The following is a 20,019-nucleotide window of genomic DNA, read 5'->3' as shown; positions in this document are numbered from 1 at the left end:
ACCTTTAATTTGTGAGTAAGAGGATTTTTTACTGGCGCTTAATTGTCGCCTTTGAGTAATGTCCCGGCCGGTGGCGCAACGGGGGCGTTAACTGGCGTTTCGGGAAGATGACTTTCAATTTGATGCGCAGGAACGTGGGCATAGTCCTGCCGTACCCAACGAAGAAAACCGCCAACCTTCACCAACAGAATGGCGAGGAAGGGAAGTGCGGTCAGAACCACCGTGGTCTTCATGGTTTCCAGGGACGCGCCGGTGAATAAAATCGATAAGGGGATCAGGGTGATGACTACGCACCAGAACAGACGTAAGCTACGCTGCGGATCTTCCCCTTCCTGCAGGTTACGCGTGCTGGTGGCCGCCATGGTGTAGGCGACGGCATCCATATGCGAGGCGAGAAAAATAATCATGATCGCCAGATACGCCACCAGGAACAGTTTCCCGGCAGGCAACGACATCAACACTTGCTGTACGGCTGTTTCGCCGCCTAGCGTGGCCATAACCTGCGGTACGTCGATCACACCGTTCACAAACTGGTGAATGGAGTAGCTTTCCATCACGCCAAAGAAGAACCAGCAGCCAACGGTACTACCTAAGATTAATGCCCAGATAACCTCTTTGATTTTGCGACCACGGGATACGCGAGTGACAAACATTGCCACGCCAGGGGTGTAGGAGATCCACCACAGCCAGTAGAACACCGTCCAGTTGCGGGTGAACTCACCGTTGCCAAGTGGATCGGTGAACAGGCTCATCTGCAAAAAGTTTTGTGTCGTCAGACCAATGGCGTTGATGATGTTATTGGTGATGAATTCGGTCGGGCCGACGATAAGCACCAGCAGCGGCAGTAAAAACGCCCCCCAACCGACCATTTTACTCAGGCGCTGCAAACCGTTATTGATGCCAATCCAGGAGCTAAGGCAGAAAATACCGCCAGAGAATAGGATCACAAACGCCTGAACGGTGAAGTTATCCGGTAAACCCGTGAGGGCAGACAAACCGCGGGTAAAAGTGGCGGCGGTGACAACCAGAGAGATGGTTAACGCACCAACTGTGGCGATTAGGAACATCAAATCAACCAGGCGGCCCCAGACGCCCTGCGGATGCACACCGGTGATAGCTGCGATAATTCCGGACAGGCTCAGCCCTTTGTTTTTCCGCACATGAAAGTGGTAGGCCATGGTTAATGAAGCAAGAGTGTAGGTTGCCCAGGCGCTGATCCCCCAATGGAAAAAGGAGTAGGGTAAGCTGTATTCCAGCGCTTTTTGCGAGTGCGGTGCAATATTCAGACCCGGGGTCTGGTAATAATAGGCCCACTCAGCAACGCCCCAGTAGAGCGTGGAGGAGCCTAGTCCGGCACAAATAAACATAAACAGCCAGGACAGCGTGCTGTATTCCGCTTTTCCTTCTCCCAGACGAATGTTGCCGTATTTGCTGGTGGCCAGCCAGACGACCAGACCCATCGCCATCAGAACGAGGATCTGCACGGCGGAACCCAGCATCCGGGTAACGCCGTTAAAAAGGGTATTTGCGACTTGTGCAGACTGCTGAGGGAAGAGACTAAGTGTGGCGGCGATGAAAAGAATAGCCACCAGACTGATGGCTATCAGCGGCATGTCTTTTTTCTTTACGTTGCTCAACATGGGATCTCCTGGGCACAGTTGCCCGCGTATGGCATTAGCCTGTCGTTGTTATCATGCTGTAGGGAATTAGTGATTTTGTATTTAACAATTTTATTATTTGTTCTTTACATGAATTAAACAATTGCCCGATACGTGAAGCAATAAAACACGGAACGGAAATAATAAAAGGTGAATTGGCGCAGGTTTTTGGCGACATAAAACGCATAAAAAAGCCGCGTCAGTGACGCGGCTCATATTTCGTGGTTTGACCTCTAACGCAGTGCCTGAGCGATGGCTTCACCTACCTGTTGGGTGGTGGCGTTGCCTTTCATATCTGGCGTTTTCGGGCCGCTGGCAATAACCTGTTCAATTGCTGCCAGAATACCGTCGTGGGCGGCTTTATAGTTGGCATCACCGTTGCCAAGGAAGTCGAGCATCATGGCGCCAGCCCAGATAGTCGCTATAGGGTTGGCGATGTTCTTGCCGTAGATATCGGGGGCCGAACCGTGTACTGGCTCGAACAGGGACGGGAAGGTGCGTTCCGGGTTTAAGTTGGCTGAAGGCGCAATGCCAATCGTTCCGGTACAGGCTGGACCCAGATCGGAAAGGATGTCGCCAAACAGGTTGGAGGCAACCACCACGTCAAAACGCTCCGGCTGCATCACAAAGCGGGCGCAGAGTATATCAATATGCTGTTTATCCCAACGGATCTCGGGATAGTTAGCCGCCATTGCTTCCACGCGCTCGTCCCAGTACGGCATGCTGATGGCCAGTCCATTGGATTTAGTCGCCGAGGTCAGGGTTTTGCGCGGGCGGTTTTGCGCCAGCTCGAAAGCGTAACGCAATATACGATCCACGCCGCGACGGGTGAAGACCGACTCCTGGATAACCACTTCGTGTTCTGTACCTTCGCTTACGCGTCCGCCGAGTGAAGAGTATTCTCCCTCGGTGTTCTCGCGCACCACATAGAAATCAATGTCGCCAGGCTGCTTGCCTGCCAGCGGGCAAGGTACGCCTGGAAACAGGCGTACCGGGCGCAGGTTGACATACTGGTCGAATTCGCGGCGAAACTTAAGCAGTGAACCCCATAATGAGATGTGGTCCGGTACGGTTTCCGGCCAGCCAACGGCACCAAAATAGATAGCATCGAAGGATTGTAACTGCTCATGCCAGTCATCCGGCATCATCTTCCCGTGATGGGCGTAGTACTCGCAGCTGGCCCATTCCATTTGCTCAAAGCTGAGTGACAACCCCCAACGCTCGGCGGCTGCCTGCAACACCTGAATGCCTTCAGGCAGGACTTCTTTACCAATGCCATCTCCGGGGATAGCGGCAATACGACAGGTTTTCTTCATAGCAGCTCTCACTTGTACGCCATCAAAATTGACTTTCCCCGTATCCTATAATTGACTGATTAATAGTTAATCCCCCTAACTGGTGAAACATAAAACACAGATCATGAATAATCTGCCGCTGTTAAATGATTTACGCGTCTTTATGCTGGTTGCCCGTCGTGCGGGATTTGCCGCCGTTGCCGAAGAGCTGGGCGTATCTCCGGCTTTTATCAGTAAGCGCGTTGCCCTGTTGGAACAAACGCTGAACGTGGTGCTGTTGCACCGAACAACGCGGCGCGTAACCATCACGGAAGAGGGGGAGCGGATCTACGAATGGGCACAGCGGATCCTGCAGGATGTCGATCAGATGATGGACGAGCTGTCCGATGCCAGGCAGATCCCGCAGGGGATGCTACGAATTATCAGTAGCTTTGGTTTTGGCCGCCGGGTGGTCGCTCCGGCGCTGTCTGCGCTGGCAAAAGAGTACCCGCAGTTAGAACTGAGGTTCGATGTTGAAGACCGTCTGGTAGATATGGTCAATGAGGGCGTCGATCTTGATATTCGTATCGGGGATGATATCGCGCCGAACCTGATTGCCCGCAAGCTGGCGACTAACTACCGTATTCTGTGCGCCTCGCCGGAATTTGTGGCGCAGCATGGAGTGCCGAAACAACTGAACGATCTTTCTACATTTCCCTGCCTGGTTATTAAAGAACGCGACCATCCGTTTGGTATCTGGCAAATGCGTAATAAAGAGGGCGCACACTCAATAAAGGTTACGGGGCCGCTGTCGTCTAACCATGGCGAAGTGGTACATCAATGGTGTCTGGATGGGCAGGGAATTGCTTTGCGTTCGTGGTGGGACGTTTGCGACAACATTGCCAGCGGACATCTGGTGCATATATTGCCTGAGTATTATCAACCCGCCAATATATGGGCGGTTTATGTCTCCCGGCTGGCGACGTCGGCAAAAATCCGTATTACGGTTGAGTATTTGCGCCGCTATTTTGCCGAAAACTACCCAAAGTTTACTTTGGAATAAATGCTCGATAGGTTAGTCAGAGATAGAAAATAAAAAAGGCAGAATAATCTGCCTTTTTCGTAACCATGATTTAGTGACAAAAGAGCTTATTTAGACTCTTCCGCTTCAGGTAATGTCACGTTAAGTTCGAGGATCGAAATATCGCCGTCTTTTTGTTCAAGTTGTACCGTGACCATTTCGGGATCAATTTGTACATACTTGCAGATAACGTCGAGAATATCCTTGCGCAGCTGCGGTAAATAATGTGGCTCGGCGTCACTACGACGACGTTCCGCAACAATAATCTGCAGTCGCTCTTTAGCGATGTTCGCTGTGCTCTTTTTCCGCGAGAGAAAAAAATCCAGTAATGCCATAACTTATCCTCCGAACAGGCGTTTGAGGAAACCTTTCTTCTCTTCTTCAATGAAGCGGAAAGGACGTTCTTCTCCCAACAGACGGTCTACGGTATCAGCATAGGCTTTACCGGCATCAGCATTGATGTCGAGAATAACCGGCTCACCCTGGTTAGACGCGCGCAGGACTGACTGATCTTCAGGAATCACGCCAACCAGCTTGATTCGCAGAATTTCCAGTACGTCTTCCATGCTCAGCATGTCACCTTTATTTACGCGGCCAGGGTTGTAGCGCGTAAGCAGCAGATGCTCTTTAATTGGATCTTCACCGTTTTCCGCGCGACGAGATTTCGACGCCAGAATACCCAGAATACGGTCAGAGTCACGTACAGAGGAGACTTCCGGGTTGGTGGTAATAATCGCTTCATCGGCAAAATAGAGGGCCATCAGCGCACCGGTTTCAATACCCGCCGGAGAGTCGCAGACGATGAAGTCGAATTCCATCGTTTTCAGATCGTCCAGAACTTTCGCGACGCCTTCACGCGTCAACGCGTCTTTATCGCGAGTTTGTGAGGCCGGAAGAATAAAGAGATTTTCGGTACGCTTATCTTTGATTAGCGCCTGATTTAACGACGCATCGCCCTGAATAACGTTGACGAAGTCGTAAACGACGCGGCGTTCACAACCCATAATCAGATCAAGATTACGCAGGCCGATATCAAAATCAATAACGACAGTTTTCTTTCCCTTCTGGGCCAAACCTGTAGCGATGGCCGCGCTGGAGGTGGTTTTGCCAACGCCCCCTTTACCCGAAGTAACAACAATAATGCGTGCCATAGAAATTCCTTGTTAAAAAGGGATCAATTCAACGGTTGAACTGTCAAAGCGTTTTCTGCTAATTGCAGACGTGCCGCTTTGCCATAAAATTCTGCTGGGATTTTATCACTCAGCCAATAAACACCTGCGATAGACACCAGTTCTGCCGTCAGATGGGTACAAAAAATTTGCGCTTCCCGGTCACCGCTTGCGCCTGCCAACGCACGGCCTCTCATCATTCCATAAACATGAATATTGCCATCAGCGATAAGCTCTGCGCCTGCGCTGACGTGGCTTGTAACAATCAGATCACATTGTGGTGCATAAATGCGCTGACCGGAACGAACCGGCACATTTATTAATCGTGTTTTTGTGATGGGAGTAACGTTTTGTGGCGGAGCGACGGGAGCCGGGGCCTCAACGGGCGCAGGACGAATAGCTTTTTCTTTACCTTCAGTCAGTAAAGGAAGACCCATTTCGTCGATTTCAGCCTTGAGTCTGGCGTCTTTGCATCCGCTAACGCCGATAATGCGCAATCCGGTAGACGCGACAACCTTCTGCAGCGCTGACCAGTTTACCGGGCTTTCAAGACCACTCACGTTAACCACTACGGGAGCATGTTTTAAAAAAGCAGGTGCCTGCGCGATTTTGTCTTCCAACGCCTGACGAATAACCTCGGGTTCTGCTTCATGTAAATGAACCACTGATAAGGTGAAGCTACTGCCTTTAAGCTCGATTGGCGTGTTTGACATCCTGGCCTTACTCAATTTGCTATTTATCATCCCCAGCGCGGGGTGATATTCCGAAGACTATAAGGCATGTTATAGTCAGTATTATATTGAGGCAAGCCACCATTCCGTGAATTCAGAGTAAAAGATATGTTTTGTGTGATCTACCGAAGCAGTAAACGTGACCAGACCTATTTATATGTCGAAAAAAAAGACGATTTCTCGCGAGTTCCTGAAGAACTGATGAAAGGATTTGGTCAGCCGACGCTGGCAATGATGTTGCCGCTTGATGGCCGTAAAAAGCTGGTTAATGCCGATCTGGAAAAAGTAAAACAGGCACTCACCGAGCAGGGCTATTATTTACAAATACCACCGCCGCCAGAAGATTTACTTAAACAGCATCTGGCCGCGACGAAACAAAATACACCAGACGATAAACGTTAAACTGCATCCGGCAGCAGCACGCCCCATCGATGCAGTACCTGAAATTGATAACTACGTTAGGGGAAAGTAATGTATCAACATCATAACTGGTATGGTGCTCTGCTGGATTATCCGGTGAGTAAGGTGGTTTGCGTAGGGAGTAACTATGCCAACCATATTAAAGAGATGGGTGGAACGCCTCCGGAAGAGCCGGTGCTGTTTATTAAACCGGAAACCGCGCTGTGCGATTTGCGTCAGCCGCTGGTTATCCCATCTGATATGGGTTCGGTTCACCATGAAGTTGAGCTGGCTGTTTTGATTGGCGCGACCTTACGTCAGGCGACGGAAGAACATGTGCGCAAAGCCATCGCGGGCTATGGCGTCGCGTTGGATCTGACCCTGCGTGATATTCAGGGCAAAATGAAGAAGGCGGGGCAGCCATGGGAAAAAGCGAAGGGTTTTGATAACTCTTGCCCGCTGTCAGGGTTTATTCCGGTGGCGGAGTTTAACGGCGATCCACAGGATACGATGCTCGGATTAACGGTCAACGGTGAACAGCGTCAGCACGGCACCACGGCGGATATGATCCATCAAATCGTTCCTTTGATTGCCTACATGAGTCGTTTCTTTACCCTCAAAGCGGGCGATGTTGTGTTGACGGGGACGCCAGCGGGCGTTGGGCCGTTAAACAGCGGTGATGAACTGGCTATCAGTTTTCATGGTCAAACGCTGACGACACGCGTGCTGTAATCTCTTCTTGCCGCCTTTTCGGGCGGCAAAACTTGCATCAGCGTGCCAGACTGGTTATAAGGTGCAGCTTTATTGCAATAGCGGATACCCTGATGAGCGACATACCTTTCTGGCAAAGTAAAACCCTGGATGAAATGACCGATGCCGAGTGGGAGTCATTATGTGACGGGTGTGGTCAATGCTGCCTGCATAAGCTGATGGATGAAGACACCGACGAAATCTATTTTACTAACGTCGCGTGTAAGCAGCTCAATATCAAAACCTGTCAGTGCCGTAATTACGAACGTCGATTCGAGTACGAGCCTGACTGTATCAAACTGACGCGCGATAATCTGCCTACCTTTGAATGGCTGCCGATGACCTGTGCGTATCGTCTGCTAGCGGAAGGTAAAGGGCTGCCGGAGTGGCATCCACTGCTGACGGGATCAAAAGCGGCGATGCACGGTGAACGTATTTCAGTACGTCATATTGCGGTGAAAGAATCGGAAGTGCGTGACTGGCAGGATCATATTCTGAACAAACCTTCATGGGCGGACTAAGCCGCCCATCGATTAGCAGGCGTTAAGGCTTAAGACTTTTTCGCCTGATACATCTCATCTCCATGGTTGTCATCTTCAACCCAGAAATTGATGTTGAATTGAGCGTCGTCGCTTAATTCAACGCGATGCCAATACTGCGGTGGACTGGTCGCAAACTGACCGGCATTAATCACCACTTTTACTTCAGGCTCTTTTGCGTCTTCATTGGCAAAGCCGTAATACGTTACCGTACCTTCCATCACACAAAGCTGGCCAAAAACGCCTGCTGCAGTGTTATGGTGAGAAAGCAGTGCTGCAGGGACGTTGTCTTTGGTAAAGAAGGGAGTAGAGCGTTTAACTTTCCAGTTTGCCGGGATGCGTAAATGGGACATAAGACATCTCCTTGGTGTGGCATCTATAAGATGTATTTAATATACATCTTATAGATGCCAGCAGGCAATGAATTTAAGGCAAAAAAAACGCTCCCGAAGGAGCGTCTCTATTAGCGACCGAAGAGGTCACGTTTTTTCGGCTTGAACGGCTGTGCTATCACCACCAGCACGGCGACCACCAGGTAGGCGGCGAAGATCCCCAACAGCCACTGCGGCATTTCCAGGGTTAAAAAAGACCACTGGCGCTCAGCACAGTCACCGGACGCTAAAAACACCTGCGGCAGCCATTTGTCCAGTGGCAGCCAGCTTGGGAAGCGTGCGGCAAAATCACAGGTCATAAACGGTGATGGGTGCAGCTGAATCATGGTGTGCTCATACGCTAACTGAAGTCCGCGCCAGGCACTGTAAATCCAGATTATCATCGCCACATAGCGCAGCGGTGTTTTTGGCGCGATAGCACCAACCAGCCCTGCACCCATCACGCCGAATAATGCGCTACGTTCGTAAATACACAACACGCAAGGTTTTAGCAGCATGACGTGCTGGAACCACAGCGCGACGAGCTCCAGCGCAAAGGCGGTTAACGCCAACAATAACCATGCTCCACGACCTCGGGAGCACTGGTTTAAAAATCGCAACATAATCATTTCCCTGCAACATGCGTAGAGACCGCAGTTTAAACCAATTCACTTTATGCGCCACTAGCGGGAATTGAAAATTTGCGTAATCGGATATTTATCATGCAAAAAGTCAAACCGGGCAGTGATTTGCCCGGTTAATTGTTATGAAAGTGTAGCTAACCAGCCCGATTGGGTCATCCACTCGGTCACCGGGACAAGCGAGAACTCGACGCAAAGCAGACCGACAAGCGTCAGGACTAGAGTATAAGGCAGAGCCATCCACACCATGCGACCATAAGAGAGGCGAATTAATGGCGCCAGTGCAGAGGTCAGCAGGAACAGGAATGCGGCCTGGCCGTTTGGTGTGGCCACGGAAGGCAGGTTGGTCCCGGTATTGATTGCCACCGCCAACAGCTCATACTGGTTGAGACTGATAGTCCCTTGTTCCAGTGCGGCTTTGGCTTCGTTAATGTAAATAGTGCCGACAAAAACGTTATCAGAGATCGAAGACAGCAGGCCGTTGAAGAGATAAAACAGCGTCAGTTGAGCATGCTCAGAAGACTGCAAAACAAACTGAATTATCGGCGAAAAGAGCTGTTGATCGATAATCACCGCGACAATAGAGAAGAACACGGTCAGCAGCGCGGTGAAGGGTAGCGACTCGGTAAAGGCTTTACCTATCGCATGTTCGTCGGTGACGCCGGTCAACGAGGTTGCCAGAATGATGACCGACAAACCGATCAATCCGACTTCTGCCAGGTGCAGGGCCAAAGCAACGACCAGCCAGACGCCAATAATCGCCTGGACAATCAGTTTGATTTTGTCCTGACGGGTACGTTGTTGGCGGCTCTGATCGTCAAACTGTTGCAGGACATCACGGACGGTCTCCGGCAGCGTTTCGCCATAGCCAAACCAGCGTAATTTTTCGACCAGCACACAGGTTAACAGGCCGCAAATCAGTACCGGGACGGTGACAGGCGACATGCGCAGGAAGAAGTCACCAAAATGCCAGCCAGCTGCTTTGGCGATAATCAGGTTTTGTGGTTCGCCCACCATGGTCATCACGCCGCCTAACGCCGTACCGACACCCGCGTGCATCATCAGGCTACGCAGAAAACCGCGGAACTGCTCAAGTACGACTTTATTGTGCTGATCGATATGGCTGTCATCGAGCATGTTGTTGTCTTCCGCGCGAGAAGAAGCAACGCGATGGTAGATACCATAAAAACCGACCGCAACGCTGATCACCACGGCCACGACGGTCAACGCATCGAGGAACGCCGAGAGGAAAGCGGCTGCAACACAAAAAGACAGCGACAGCAGCGTCTTGGAGCGAATAGTGAGCAGCAGACGCGTGAAAATAAACAGTAATAACTGCTTCATAAAGTAGATGCCTGCCACCATAAACATCAGCAGCAATAACACCTCAAGGTTTGCGGCAACCTCTTCACGCACATGCGTGGCGCTGGTCATGCCAATAATGACAGCTTCGATAGCCAACAGCCCGCCTGGCAGCAGTGGATAGCATTTTAACGCCATCGCCAGCGTGAAAATGAACTCGGCCACCAGCAACCAGCCGGCGATAAAAGGGTTGATGAAAAAAATAATCGGGTTGACGACTAAGAAGACAAGCAGTGCAAGTTTGTACCAGTCTGGTGATTGACCTAAAAAATTGCGCCACATCGCGCGGCCCCATGATAGCTCCATGGTGATTTCCCTACCTTTAAAAATGAAATCATGTTTTTATGTTTGACCGCAAAGCTTAGCGGGAGGAGGGAGTACAGGCAAGCTATTCACGAGACTGACAAGGTTGGCTGTACTGTAGCGTTATTTGGAAAATGAAGCCTTGATCCACTTTTTCTTCATTGCGTCAGCTATCAGCTAAGATACCCATCTGGTATGATGTGTGTAACTATGTTTTGCTGTGTAATGGAATTTTTACTATGGTCATTAAGGCGCAAAGCCCGGCTGGGTTCGCGGAAGAGTACATCATTGAAAGTATCTGGAATAACCGCTTCCCACCTGGCACTATTTTGCCCGCTGAACGTGAACTCTCCGAACTTATTGGGGTGACACGTACCACGCTACGCGAAGTATTGCAGCGGTTGGCGCGAGATGGCTGGTTGACCATTCAACACGGCAAACCGACGAAGGTGAATAACTTCTGGGAAACCTCCGGGCTGAATATTCTTGAAACGCTGGCGCGTCTCGATCACGAGAGTGTCCCGCAGTTGATTGATAATCTGCTGTCTGTGCGTACCAATATTTCGACGATCTTTGTTCGTACTGCGTTTCGCCAGCATCCTGATAAAGCACAGGAGGTTCTGGCGACGGCAAATCAGGTGGCCGACCACGCTGACGCATTTGCCGATCTGGATTATAACATTTTTCGCGGTCTGGCATTTGCCTCCGGCAATCCGATTTACGGTTTGATCCTCAACGGTATGAAAGGATTATATACCCGCATTGGTCGTCATTATTTTGCCAATCCGGAAGCGCGCGCGCTGGCGCTGAGCTTCTACCGTAAACTGTCAGAACTCTGCGAGCAGGGCGCTCATGAGCAGGTGTATGAAACGGTGCGCCGCTATGGTCACGACAGTGGCGAAATTTGGCATCGCATGCAAAAGAGCCTGCCGGGCGACTTAGCTATTCAGGGCCGTTAATCGCTCCATGCCGGATGGCGACGCCAAAGCGTCTTATCCGGCCTACAATACGTGCACTTCGTAGGCCGGATATGGTGTTTACACTGCCTCCGGTAATAAGATTTACAGACCGTTCATCCTTGGCGGGCAACGCTCCAACAGCTCCACGCTGCCATCTTCATTCTGTTGCTCCAGCATCACGTCAAAACCCCAAAGCCGGTGTACGTGCTTGAGCACTTCTTTGCGTCCTTTATCCAGCGGCGCGCGGTTATGCGGAATGTAGCGTAAGGTGAGCGAACGGTCGCCACGCAAATCGACATTCCAGATTTGAATATTCGGCTCCAGGTTGCTCAGGTTGTATTGCGACGACAACCTGTTGCGGATCTCACGATATCCTTCCTCGTTATGAATCGCTGAAATTTCCAGATAGTTGTGACGATCGTCATCCAGCACGGTGAACAGACGGAAATCACGCATCACCTTCGGTGACAGGAACTGGCTGATAAAGCTCTCATCTTTGAAGTCGCGCATCGCGAAATGCAGGGTTTCCAGCCAGTCGGAACCCGCTATATCCGGGAACCAGTATTTGTCCTCCTCGGTCGGCGACTGACAAATACGTTTGATATCCTGGAACATGGCAAACCCCAGGGCATAAGGGTTTATCCCGCTATACCACGGGCTGTTGTAGGGCGGCTGAAATACCACATTGGTATGGCTATGCAGAAACTCCAGCATAAACCGTTCGGTGACTTTACCTTCATCATAAAGGTGGTTCAGGATGGTGTAATGCCAGAAAGTGGCCCAGCCCTCGTTCATCACCTGCGTCTGTTTCTGCGGATAAAAATATTGGCTGACCTTGCGTACAATGCGCAACACTTCGCGTTGCCAGGACTCCAGCAGCGGGGCATTCTTCTCCATGAAGTACAGCAGGTTCTCCTGTGGCTCAGAGGGATAACGCCGGGCTTCCGCCACGGTTTTCTCTTCCTCTTTCTTCGGCAGCGTGCGCCACAACATATTCACCTGGCTTTGCAGATACTCTTCACGACTTTTCTGACGGGCTTTCTCTTCCTGTAGGGAGATTTTTTGCGGGCGTTTGTAACGGTCAACGCCATAGTTCATCAGCGCATGGCAGGAGTCGAGCAGCTTTTCGACTTCATCCACGCCGTAACGCTCTTCACACTGGGTTATATAGTTTCGCGCGAAGATCAGGTAATCGACAATGGAACTGGCATCCGTCCAGCTTCGGAACAGGTAGTTGTTTTTGAAGAAGGAGTTGTGTCCGTAGCAGGCATGCGCCATCACCAGCGCCTGCATGGTGATGGTGTTCTCCTCCATCAGATACGCGATACACGGATTGGAGTTGATAACGATCTCATAGGCCAGCCCCTGCTGACCATGTTTATACAAGCGCTCGGTTTCAATAAACTTTTTACCAAACGACCAGTGAGGATAGTTGATCGGCATCCCGACGCTGGAGTAAGCGTCCATCATCTGTTCGGAGGTGATCACCTCGATTTGGTGCGGGTAGGTGTCCAGTCTGTAGAGTTTCGCCACGCGGTCTATCTCTGCCAGATAGACATCCAGCAGATCAAACGTCCAGTCGGGTCCATCGCTTAACCGTGTGCTGTCCTTGTTCATGGAATCAATCGTAGCCATTCGCGCACCCTCATTGTTGGCGGCACTCTCTGTCTGGAGTACCTCATGTCAAGCATAGATCATGGTGTTAAAAAACGTGCTGCGGCAGAAATTTTTTCTTTGCGATTTCACGTTAGCGAGGCGTCGAAAAATGGCATGGCCGCAAAATTTTATGCTGGATAAAAATAACGCACAGCAGGAGATGCCAAAGCGGAGAGTCCCCAGCCATCACCGCTATATGTGAGGTAAGTCACCATAAAAAAGCCATATGTTGAATAATATTTTCAACTGAGTTATCAAGATGTAATTAGATGATTGTTCTTTTACTGTTAACGGAGTGGCTATGCGAGTTGTCATACTGGGAAGTGGTGTCGTTGGCGTGACCAGCGCCTGGTACTTAAGTCAGGCTGGACACGATGTCACCGTCATTGATCGTGAGCCCGGTCCGGCACTGGAAACCAGTGCGGCGAACGCGGGGCAAATCTCTCCAGGTTATGCAGCACCATGGGCGGCACCAGGCGTACCGCTAAAAGCAATTAAGTGGATGTTTCAGCGCCACGCTCCGCTGGCCGTCCGTCTTGACGGAACCCAGTTCCAGTTGAAATGGATGTGGCAGATGCTGCGCAACTGCGACACCAGCCACTATATGGAAAATAAAGGACGCATGGTGCGGCTGGCGGAATACAGCCGTGATTGCCTGAAAGCGCTGCGCGCCTCTACCGGTATCGAGTACGAAGGACGTCAGGGCGGAACCCTGCAACTTTTCCGTACTGCCCAACAGTATGAGAACGCCACTCGCGACATCGCCGTGCTCGAAGACGCTGGCGTGCCATATCAACTGCTGGAAGCAAACCGTCTGGCGGAAGTCGAACCCGCACTGGCAGAAGTGGCGCACAAACTGACCGGTGGTCTGCGCTTACCGAATGATGAAACCGGCGACTGCCAGCTGTTTACCCAGCGTCTGGCGCAGATGGCGGAGCAGGCAGGCGTTAAGTTTCGCTTTAATACCCCGGTCGATAAGCTGCTGAGCGATGGTGAGCAGATTTATGGCGTCCAGTGCGGCGAAGAGATAGTTAAAGCCGATGCCTATGTGATGGCGTTTGGTTCGTACTCCACGGCAATGCTGAAAGGGATCGTTGATATCCCGGTCTATCCGCTCAAAGGCTATTCGTTGACCATTCCGGTGGCGCAAGACGACGGTGCGCCGGTTTCTACTATCCTTGATGAAACCTACAAAATCGCTATTACCCGCTTTGACAATCGTATTCGCGTAGGCGGTATGGCGGAGATTGTCGGCTTTAATACAGAACTGCTACAACCTCGTCGTGAAACGCTGGAAATGGTCGTACGCGATCTCTTCCCGCGCGGCGGTCATGTGGAACAGGCAACCTTCTGGACCGGACTGCGTCCGATGACGCCGGACGGAACGCCGGTGGTGGGGCGCACCCGCTTTAAGAATCTGCTGCTCAATACCGGCCACGGCACGCTGGGTTGGACCATGGCCTGCGGCTCCGGTCAGCTGCTGAGCGATATCCTTTCTGGCCGCACGCCAGCCATACCTTATGACGATCTGAGCGTGGCGCGTTACAGTCCGGGGTTTACCCCCTCTCGTCCACGGCATTTACATGGCGCACATAACTGATAAGGACGTGAGATGACCCGCCCGATACTGGCCAGCATTGACCTGCAGGCGTTGAAACAAAATCTGACCATTACCCGCCAGGCCGCGCCGGACGCCCGCGTCTGGTCGGTGGTAAAAGCCAATGCGTATGGACACGGTATTGAACGCGTCTGGAATGCGTTGGGCACAACCGATGGTTTTGCCATGCTCAATCTTGAAGAGGCGATAACCCTACGCGAGCGTGGATGGAAAGGCCCGATACTCATGCTGGAGGGGTTTTTCCACGCTGAAGACCTGACTGTATATGACAATTATCGACTAACCACCTGTGTACACAGTAACTGGCAGCTAAAAGCATTGCAGAATGCGCGTCTGAAGGCACCGCTCGATGTTTACCTGAAGGTGAACAGTGGTATGAACCGGCTTGGGTTTTTACCGGAAAGAGTTCCCACGGTCTGGCAACAGCTGCGGGCGATGCCCAACGTCGGTGAAATGACGCTGATGTCGCATTTTGCCGATGCAGAGCACCCGGAAGGTATTCAGGAAGCTATGGCGCGTATTGCGCAGGCAACTGAAGGGCTGGAGTGCAGACGATCGCTGTCGAATTCGGCGCCACGCTGTGGCACCCTGAAGCGCATTATGACTGGGTTCGTCCGGGCATTATTTTGTATGGCGCATCGCCTTCGGGACAATGGCGAGACATCGCTAACACCGGCCTGAAGCCAGTGATGACTTTGAGCAGCGAGATAATCGGCATACAAACGCTGAAAGCTGGCGATCGGGTGGGCTACGGTGGACGTTACACTGCCAGCGGCGAGCAGCGCATTGGCATTGTAGCGACCGGCTATGCAGACGGTTATCCACGCCATGCGCCAAGCGGAACGCCTGTGCTGGTGGATGGTGTACGTACCGGGACGGTGGGGACAGTCTCAATGGATATGTTGGCGGTAGATCTGACACCGTGCCCGCAGGCAGGGATCGGGACGCCGGTAGAGCTGTGGGGCAAAGAGATTAAAATTGACGATGTGGCCACCGCCGCAGGTACGGTAGGCTACGAGTTAATGTGTTCTCTGGCGCTGCGCGTGCCAGTTGTGACGGTGTAACTTTATTTAGTGCATTTTGTAGGCCGGGTAAGGCGCAGCCGCCACCCGGCAAAAACATCCGCTTTACTCATCCTCATCTTCAGCAACGCGAACACCAACCTTCAGCACTGCATTATCTTCCTTCTCGGCCACCGTCCAGATCATACCAGCGAATTCCACCTGGTCACCGACGACCGGCGCGGCACCAAGCAGATGCTGGACAATTTCACCCAGCGTTTGCTGCTTATCACGATACTCGGTGCCATCATCCAGGCCATAAATCAGTGCCACATCGGCATATTTTGCGCTGGCTTCAAGAATAAAATCACCGAAGAAGCGCTGGTCTAACGACACAGGTGGCGACTGGCTGAACAGCTTGCCAAGAGCCGGGAGATCGCGCTCGCGGCCAATAACACACAATACATCGCCTTCGCGAAGACGCGTACTGCCGGAGGGGTGAAACAGCACGTTGTCACGAAACAGGGCGGCTATTCGCGTTTCTTCCGGCATATGCAGGTCGCGCAGTGCGGCGCCCACACACCACTTATCCGCGCTGAGCTGATAAACAAACTGCTCCCACGGGTTATCCGGATGAATATCCAGACCAATGCGCGACACGGGCTAGCCGACGGGAGGGACCACCACTTTGGCTTTTTTAGCAGCCCATGAAAGCGACGTTCCCTGAAACAGCAACGAGATAAGTACCACGAAGAAGGCGACGTTAAAGAACAGGCGCGCGTTCTCCAGACCCGCCATCATTGGGAAGACGGCGAGGATGATGGGTACCGCACCGCGCAGACCCACCCAACTGATGAAAATGCGCTCGCGCAGATTAAAGCCACGAAACGGCATCAGTCCCGCGAAGACCGAAAGCGGGCGGGCAATGAATATCATCCACGCAGACAAAATCAGTGCCGGGATTGCGATAGGCAGCAGGTCGGATGGCGTAACCAGCAGTCCGAGCACCAGGAACATGGCGATTTGCGCCAGCCATGCCAGACCGTCGAAGTTTTGCAGAATGCCAAACCGGTTGCGAATAGGGCGATTACCCAGCAGGAAACCACACAGATAAACCGCCAGAATACCGCTGCCTTCCAGCGCAGTGGTCAGGGCAAAAATCAGGATCCCACCGCTTAACGCCAATAGCGGATACAGTCCGGCAGGCAGAGAAATGCGGTTAATCATCTGCTGGAGCATATATCCACCGCCCAGACCGATAACGATGCCTAAGCCAAACTGCTGGATAATGTGCACCGCGAACATCCAGCTTAAACCGGTCTCGTGGTTTTGGATCATGGCGATGAGCGTGATGGTCAAAAACACGGCCATCGGGTCATTACTGCCGGATTCAATTTCCAGCGTAGAGCCAACGCGTTCGTTAAGCCCCTTACCGCCAAGCAGGGAAAAGACCGCCGCGGCGTCGGTTGAACCAACAATCGCGCCAATCAGGAGTCCTTCGATAAGATCCAGATGAAACAGCCACGCGGCCATCATGCCGGTGAGTCCGGAAGTAATCAGCACACCGACCGTCGCCAACGATAGCGCCGGGCCTAACGCAACGCGAAAAGAGCTGGCCTGGGTGCGCATCCCGCCGTCGAGCAGGATAACCGCCAGTGCCAGGTTACTCACCATGTAGGCGAATGGATAGTTATCGAAAGGTATGCCGCCTATACCATCCACGCCCGCTAACATACCGATAGCGAGAAATATCACCAGAATTGGGATACCGAGACGTGATGAGAATGAACTGAGTAAGATACTGCAGGTGACGAGAACGGAACCCAAAATAAAAAGGCTAATAATTGCTGCGGCATCCAACGTTCGGTTACTCCTGAATTACGCTGTTTCGTATTAATAAACCCTACCATAATAACGACAGAAACAGCGTTTTACTTAGCCCTATTAGCCGCTTTTTTTACGATTTTAGTACCGGATGCCCACTTAAGGTGAGCTGAGTGCCGTTTTTATCATTTTTCAGCACCGCATTGGCTCCCAAAGGCAAGGTGACAGTGCGTTGTTCATGGCCAAAATCGAGGCCGCAGATCAACGGTACTGACAATCTGGCGCGCAGAAAATCACAAACTGAATCAAGATTGTAACCGGCATCGTAATCATTGGGTGCGCTACCGCTAAAACTGCCAAGAATAATGGCGTTTTGCTGGGCCAGTATTCCGGTGTGGTACAGCTGCAGCAGCATACGCTCGACACGGAATGGATGCTCGTTAATGTCTTCCAGCACCAAAATGCCGTTTTTGATAGCCGGCATCCACGGTGTACCCATCAGCGAAATGATCATCGCCAGATTTCCGCCCCACAGTGTACCTTCAGTTGCGCACTGCGGACCCTCACCCTGCCATTCGAGGGTAAATTGGGCATTACGCAAAGCCTGCCAGAAATGGTACTCGGTGAATGCGTTCATTTCTTCGGCGCCGAAGTTCGCCGCCAGCATCGGGCCGCTGAAGCTAATCACATTCCCCTGTGCCAGCAGACCACACTGGATCGCCGTAAAATCGCTGTGTCCGCACAGCAGCAACGGATCTTGTTGCTGGCGGGCTGCCAGCCCCTGCCAGTCAATTTCTGCCAGTAAACGGCTCGCGCCATAGCCGCCGCGTACCGCCATCACAATAGTATCGGGGGTTTTCAGATTAACGAGCGAGTTAACATCAGCAAGCCTTTCTGCCTCTGTACCTGCAAAACGCTGGCAGCGGCGCGCAATGACTGCTGAATTGTCGACCTGATGACCGGCCTCAGTAAGACGCGCAAGCCCACGTAAGGCAGCCTGCTGATTGATACAGTAGCCCGACGGGGCAATTAAGTGAAACCGGGACATGGCATTTCCTTGCTACAACTAAAACCAAATGTATATCATGCCGCGTAGGTATGTCGTTGTCACCTCAGCGACAGGTTCCGGCTATAAGGATAGATGACGTGAAATTGAGATGGTTTGCTTTTTTGGTTGTATTACTTGCGGGCTGTAGTTCAAAACATGATTACAAAAACCCGCCGTGGAATGCTGAAGTTCCGGTTAAACGCGCAATGCAATGGATGCCGATCAGTGAAAAAGCCGGTGCGGCCTGGGGTGTCAGTCCACAATTGATTACCGCTATTATTGCCATTGAATCAGGCGGAAATCCGAATGCGGTCAGTAAGTCCAATGCGATTGGTCTGATGCAGTTGAAAGCCTCAACTTCAGGACGCGATGTTTATCGCCGCATGGGTTGGAGCGGAGAGCCGTCGACCAGCGAGTTGAAAAACCCCGAACGCAATATCTCCATGGGGGCCGCATACCTGAGTATTCTCGAAACCGGGCCGCTGGCCGGGATTGAAGATCCGCAGGTGATGCAGTATGCGCTGGTAGTATCGTACGCCAACGGCGCGGGCGCATTGCTGCGAACGTTCTCTTCCGACAGGAAGAAAGCCATCAATAAGATCAACGATCTCAGCCCGGATGAATTTATTGAACATGTTGCGGACAATCATCCGGCGCCGCAGGCCCCGCGCTATATCTGGAAGCTTCAACAAGCGCTGGATGTGATGTAGTTCGTGTGAGTTTACTCTCGCACCTTATTCGATTTTTCCCGGGCCTCACGTTCAAGGGAAAAAATAATCCGCTGTAAGTTCCGCTCCACCGCCGGGCCGACGTTGAGAAAACGAAAGCTCAGGCGGGGAGTGGTAATGGTTTCGTTTTTGCTGTCGATAACTTTGCGCTCGCTAATGGAAATGAGCTGGGCGTCAACGTGATACACCCCCCATTGCTCCATATTCAGTTCAACCTGCGCGAAGCGTATACCTTCTACCAGTCCTTCTGGTTTTGCCGTTTCTAACAGCCCGCCCATACCGCCAAGCGATAAATCGAATAAGCGAAAGCACAGCGTGCTGTTGTCCGGCATTTTTGCCGTGCAGCGATAGGGAGGGTGCAGTGGAGCACCGATGCGGAAATATTCGCGACGCTGCACAAACCACAGAGAAGGCGGCAAGGATGAAATAAACGCCGGCAGTTGCTGATACTCGCCTTTTTTCAGCTGTGGCAGGGTGAATTCTACTTTGGCTCCCTGCGTTTCGGCGATAATCGAGATCTGGCTGGCCCGCTGTACGGCCTGGTTTTCATATTCCTGGCTGCCAAAATCCATGACCAGCTCGTCCGGGCTGACGGCCAGAACTTTGCTGATGAACTGGCCGCCCGACCAGGAGATACGCAGTGGAACCTGCTGCGACTTTAAGTCCCGAAGTACACCTAACACCGCTAAGGAAGGTGCGAACAAGTTCCTGATATGAGATCATCATATTCATCCGGAGCGCATCCCAGAGGGACATCATGAGCCATCAACTCACCTTCGCCGATAGTGAATTCAGCACTAAGCGCCGTCAGACCCGAAAAGAGATTTTCCTCTCCCGCATGGAGCAGATTCTGCCATGGCAGAATATGACCGCTGTCATCGAGCCGTTTTATCCCAAGGCGGGCAAT

Annotated in this window: 19 protein-coding genes and 4 pseudogenes; 10 read left to right on the top strand and 13 right to left on the bottom strand. The window is 51.9% G+C overall.

The window, feature by feature from the left end:
• Positions 1 to 38 precede the first annotated feature (38 nt).
• Both OGY18_RS12740 and OGY18_RS12735 read right to left on the bottom strand, forming a co-directional pair.
• Entirely contained in the window at positions 39 to 1,640 is a 1,602-nt protein-coding gene (locus OGY18_RS12740; protein ID WP_003833745.1) for a BCCT family transporter, read from the bottom strand.
• A gap of 251 nt (positions 1,641 to 1,891) precedes the next feature.
• Entirely contained in the window at positions 1,892 to 2,974 is a 1,083-nt protein-coding gene (locus tag OGY18_RS12735) for a tartrate dehydrogenase (protein WP_126317861.1), read from the bottom strand.
• A 103-nt stretch (positions 2,975 to 3,077) separates the two neighbouring features.
• Between OGY18_RS12735 and OGY18_RS12730 the strand changes: the two genes are divergently transcribed.
• The gene (locus tag OGY18_RS12730) at positions 3,078 to 3,995 is read left to right on the top strand and encodes a LysR family transcriptional regulator (protein ID WP_003833741.1); all 918 of its coding nucleotides are present in this window, start codon (positions 3,078 to 3,080) and stop codon (positions 3,993 to 3,995) included.
• An 86-nt stretch (positions 3,996 to 4,081) separates the two neighbouring features.
• Here the strand turns inward: OGY18_RS12730 and minE are convergent, their stop codons facing one another.
• The 3 genes from minE to minC are packed head-to-tail and all read right to left on the bottom strand — an operon-like array spanning position 4,082 to position 5,895.
• Positions 4,082 to 4,348: a cell division topological specificity factor MinE gene (gene minE, locus OGY18_RS12725; RefSeq protein WP_003833739.1), complete on the bottom strand. Its 267-nt coding sequence runs from the start codon at positions 4,346 to 4,348 to the stop codon at positions 4,082 to 4,084.
• A gap of 3 nt (positions 4,349 to 4,351) precedes the next feature.
• Positions 4,352 to 5,164 (bottom strand): septum site-determining protein MinD, encoded by an 813-nt coding sequence (gene minD, locus OGY18_RS12720; protein WP_003020956.1) that lies wholly within the window; start codon positions 5,162 to 5,164, stop codon positions 4,352 to 4,354.
• Between the two features lie 23 nt (positions 5,165 to 5,187).
• Positions 5,188 to 5,895 (bottom strand): septum site-determining protein MinC, encoded by a 708-nt coding sequence (gene minC / locus OGY18_RS12715; protein ID WP_003833736.1) that lies wholly within the window; start codon positions 5,893 to 5,895, stop codon positions 5,188 to 5,190.
• Positions 5,896 to 6,021: 126 nt separating this feature from the next.
• Here minC and OGY18_RS12710 point away from each other — a divergent pair, with 126 nt between their 5' ends.
• From OGY18_RS12710 to ycgN, 3 genes are all read left to right on the top strand, one after another.
• A complete protein-coding gene (locus tag OGY18_RS12710) occupies positions 6,022 to 6,315 on the top strand; it encodes a YcgL domain-containing protein (RefSeq protein WP_003833735.1) in 294 nt (97 codons plus the stop codon).
• 69 nt (positions 6,316 to 6,384) lie between these two features.
• Complete coding sequence (locus OGY18_RS12705; RefSeq protein WP_286553233.1) at positions 6,385 to 7,044, top strand: fumarylacetoacetate hydrolase family protein; 660 nt, start codon at positions 6,385 to 6,387, stop codon at positions 7,042 to 7,044.
• Between the two features lie 92 nt (positions 7,045 to 7,136).
• Positions 7,137 to 7,583: a cysteine cluster protein YcgN gene (ycgN, locus tag OGY18_RS12700; protein WP_003020944.1), complete on the top strand. Its 447-nt coding sequence runs from the start codon at positions 7,137 to 7,139 to the stop codon at positions 7,581 to 7,583.
• A 29-nt stretch (positions 7,584 to 7,612) separates the two neighbouring features.
• Here ycgN and OGY18_RS12695 read toward each other — a convergent pair whose 3' ends face one another.
• The 3 genes from OGY18_RS12695 to nhaB all read right to left on the bottom strand — a co-directional run bounded on the left by OGY18_RS12695 (position 7,613) and on the right by nhaB (position 10,281).
• Positions 7,613 to 7,954 carry a TehB family protein gene (locus tag OGY18_RS12695; protein WP_003020940.1) on the bottom strand — a complete coding sequence of 114 codons (342 nt, stop codon included), beginning with the start codon at positions 7,952 to 7,954 and terminating at the stop codon, positions 7,613 to 7,615.
• Between the two features lie 110 nt (positions 7,955 to 8,064).
• On the bottom strand, positions 8,065 to 8,595 hold the full coding sequence (gene dsbB, locus OGY18_RS12690) for a disulfide bond formation protein DsbB (protein WP_003844060.1): 531 nt from the start codon (positions 8,593 to 8,595) through the stop codon (positions 8,065 to 8,067).
• A 141-nt stretch (positions 8,596 to 8,736) separates the two neighbouring features.
• Positions 8,737 to 10,281, bottom strand: a complete 1,545-nt coding sequence (nhaB, locus tag OGY18_RS12685) for a Na(+)/H(+) antiporter NhaB (protein WP_148361880.1) — start codon at positions 10,279 to 10,281, stop codon at positions 8,737 to 8,739.
• Positions 10,282 to 10,517: 236 nt separating this feature from the next.
• Between nhaB and fadR the strand changes: the two genes are divergently transcribed.
• On the top strand, positions 10,518 to 11,237 hold the full coding sequence (fadR, locus tag OGY18_RS12680; protein WP_003833559.1) for a fatty acid metabolism transcriptional regulator FadR: 720 nt from the start codon (positions 10,518 to 10,520) through the stop codon (positions 11,235 to 11,237).
• A gap of 102 nt (positions 11,238 to 11,339) precedes the next feature.
• On the opposite strand, the gene OGY18_RS12675 is transcribed toward fadR, so the two are convergent.
• Positions 11,340 to 12,872, bottom strand: coding sequence for a SpoVR family protein (locus tag OGY18_RS12675; protein ID WP_003833557.1), 1,533 nt, complete (start codon positions 12,870 to 12,872; stop codon positions 11,340 to 11,342).
• 322 nt (positions 12,873 to 13,194) lie between these two features.
• Here OGY18_RS12675 and OGY18_RS12670 point away from each other — a divergent pair, with 322 nt between their 5' ends.
• From OGY18_RS12670 to OGY18_RS27540, 3 genes and pseudogenes are all read left to right on the top strand, one after another.
• On the top strand, positions 13,195 to 14,493 hold the full coding sequence (locus tag OGY18_RS12670) for a D-amino acid dehydrogenase (protein ID WP_003833553.1): 1,299 nt from the start codon (positions 13,195 to 13,197) through the stop codon (positions 14,491 to 14,493).
• Between the two features lie 12 nt (positions 14,494 to 14,505).
• Positions 14,506 to 15,575, top strand: a pseudogene (gene dadX / locus OGY18_RS12665) (catabolic alanine racemase DadX).
• Between the two features lie 9 nt (positions 15,576 to 15,584).
• Positions 15,585 to 15,698, top strand: a pseudogene (locus OGY18_RS27540) (hypothetical protein); the annotation flags it as partial.
• Here OGY18_RS27540 and OGY18_RS27535 read toward each other — a convergent pair.
• The 3 genes and pseudogenes from OGY18_RS27535 to ldcA form a co-directional block, all read right to left on the bottom strand.
• Positions 15,672 to 16,172, bottom strand: a pseudogene (locus OGY18_RS27535) (TrkA C-terminal domain-containing protein); the annotation flags it as partial. The pseudogenes OGY18_RS27540 and OGY18_RS27535 overlap by 27 nt on opposite strands.
• 3 nt (positions 16,173 to 16,175) lie before the next feature.
• On the bottom strand, positions 16,176 to 17,372 hold the full coding sequence (locus OGY18_RS12660; RefSeq protein ID WP_502873480.1) for a potassium/proton antiporter: 1,197 nt from the start codon (positions 17,370 to 17,372) through the stop codon (positions 16,176 to 16,178).
• 97 nt (positions 17,373 to 17,469) lie between these two features.
• On the bottom strand, positions 17,470 to 18,384 hold the full coding sequence (gene ldcA, locus OGY18_RS12655) for a muramoyltetrapeptide carboxypeptidase (protein WP_286553231.1): 915 nt from the start codon (positions 18,382 to 18,384) through the stop codon (positions 17,470 to 17,472).
• A 98-nt stretch (positions 18,385 to 18,482) separates the two neighbouring features.
• On the opposite strand from ldcA, the gene emtA reads away from it, so the two are divergent.
• Positions 18,483 to 19,094, top strand: coding sequence for a membrane-bound lytic murein transglycosylase EmtA (gene emtA / locus OGY18_RS12650; RefSeq protein ID WP_003020914.1), 612 nt, complete (start codon positions 18,483 to 18,485; stop codon positions 19,092 to 19,094).
• 11 nt (positions 19,095 to 19,105) lie between these two features.
• Here the strand turns inward: emtA and ycgR are convergent, their stop codons facing one another.
• On the bottom strand, positions 19,106 to 19,816 hold the full coding sequence (gene ycgR, locus OGY18_RS12645) for a flagellar brake protein YcgR (protein WP_286553229.1): 711 nt from the start codon (positions 19,814 to 19,816) through the stop codon (positions 19,106 to 19,108).
• 53 nt (positions 19,817 to 19,869) lie between these two features.
• On the opposite strand from ycgR, the pseudogene OGY18_RS12640 reads away from it, so the two are divergent.
• Positions 19,870 to 20,019, top strand: a pseudogene (locus OGY18_RS12640) (IS5/IS1182 family transposase); the annotation flags it as partial.

Source organism: Citrobacter sp. Cpo142 (genome assembly GCF_030332425.1).
Classification (GTDB): Bacteria; Pseudomonadota; Gammaproteobacteria; order Enterobacterales; family Enterobacteriaceae; genus Citrobacter; species Citrobacter portucalensis.
Note: the sequence above shows the minus strand (reverse complement) of the source record. Positions and strands in the feature narration are given on the sequence as shown.

Excerpts from the sequence above, each read along its gene's own strand:
- OGY18_RS12740 (WP_003833745.1), bottom strand. The coding sequence starts at position 1,640 with ATGTTGAGCAACGTAAAGAAAAAAGACATGCCGCTGATAGCCATCAGT.
- OGY18_RS12735 (WP_126317861.1), bottom strand. The coding sequence starts at position 2,974 with ATGAAGAAAACCTGTCGTATTGCCGCTATCCCCGGAGATGGCATTGGT.
- OGY18_RS12730 (WP_003833741.1), top strand. The coding sequence starts at position 3,078 with ATGAATAATCTGCCGCTGTTAAATGATTTACGCGTCTTTATGCTGGTT.
- minE (WP_003833739.1), bottom strand. The coding sequence starts at position 4,348 with ATGGCATTACTGGATTTTTTTCTCTCGCGGAAAAAGAGCACAGCGAAC.
- minD (WP_003020956.1), bottom strand. The coding sequence starts at position 5,164 with ATGGCACGCATTATTGTTGTTACTTCGGGTAAAGGGGGCGTTGGCAAA.
- minC (WP_003833736.1), bottom strand. The coding sequence starts at position 5,895 with ATGTCAAACACGCCAATCGAGCTTAAAGGCAGTAGCTTCACCTTATCA.
- OGY18_RS12710 (WP_003833735.1), top strand. The coding sequence starts at position 6,022 with ATGTTTTGTGTGATCTACCGAAGCAGTAAACGTGACCAGACCTATTTA.
- OGY18_RS12705 (WP_286553233.1), top strand. The coding sequence starts at position 6,385 with ATGTATCAACATCATAACTGGTATGGTGCTCTGCTGGATTATCCGGTG.
- ycgN (WP_003020944.1), top strand. The coding sequence starts at position 7,137 with ATGAGCGACATACCTTTCTGGCAAAGTAAAACCCTGGATGAAATGACC.
- OGY18_RS12695 (WP_003020940.1), bottom strand. The coding sequence starts at position 7,954 with ATGTCCCATTTACGCATCCCGGCAAACTGGAAAGTTAAACGCTCTACT.
- dsbB (WP_003844060.1), bottom strand. The coding sequence starts at position 8,595 with ATGTTGCGATTTTTAAACCAGTGCTCCCGAGGTCGTGGAGCATGGTTA.
- nhaB (WP_148361880.1), bottom strand. The coding sequence starts at position 10,281 with ATGGAGCTATCATGGGGCCGCGCGATGTGGCGCAATTTTTTAGGTCAA.
- fadR (WP_003833559.1), top strand. The coding sequence starts at position 10,518 with ATGGTCATTAAGGCGCAAAGCCCGGCTGGGTTCGCGGAAGAGTACATC.
- OGY18_RS12675 (WP_003833557.1), bottom strand. The coding sequence starts at position 12,872 with ATGGCTACGATTGATTCCATGAACAAGGACAGCACACGGTTAAGCGAT.
- OGY18_RS12670 (WP_003833553.1), top strand. The coding sequence starts at position 13,195 with ATGCGAGTTGTCATACTGGGAAGTGGTGTCGTTGGCGTGACCAGCGCC.
- ldcA (WP_286553231.1), bottom strand. The coding sequence starts at position 18,384 with ATGTCCCGGTTTCACTTAATTGCCCCGTCGGGCTACTGTATCAATCAG.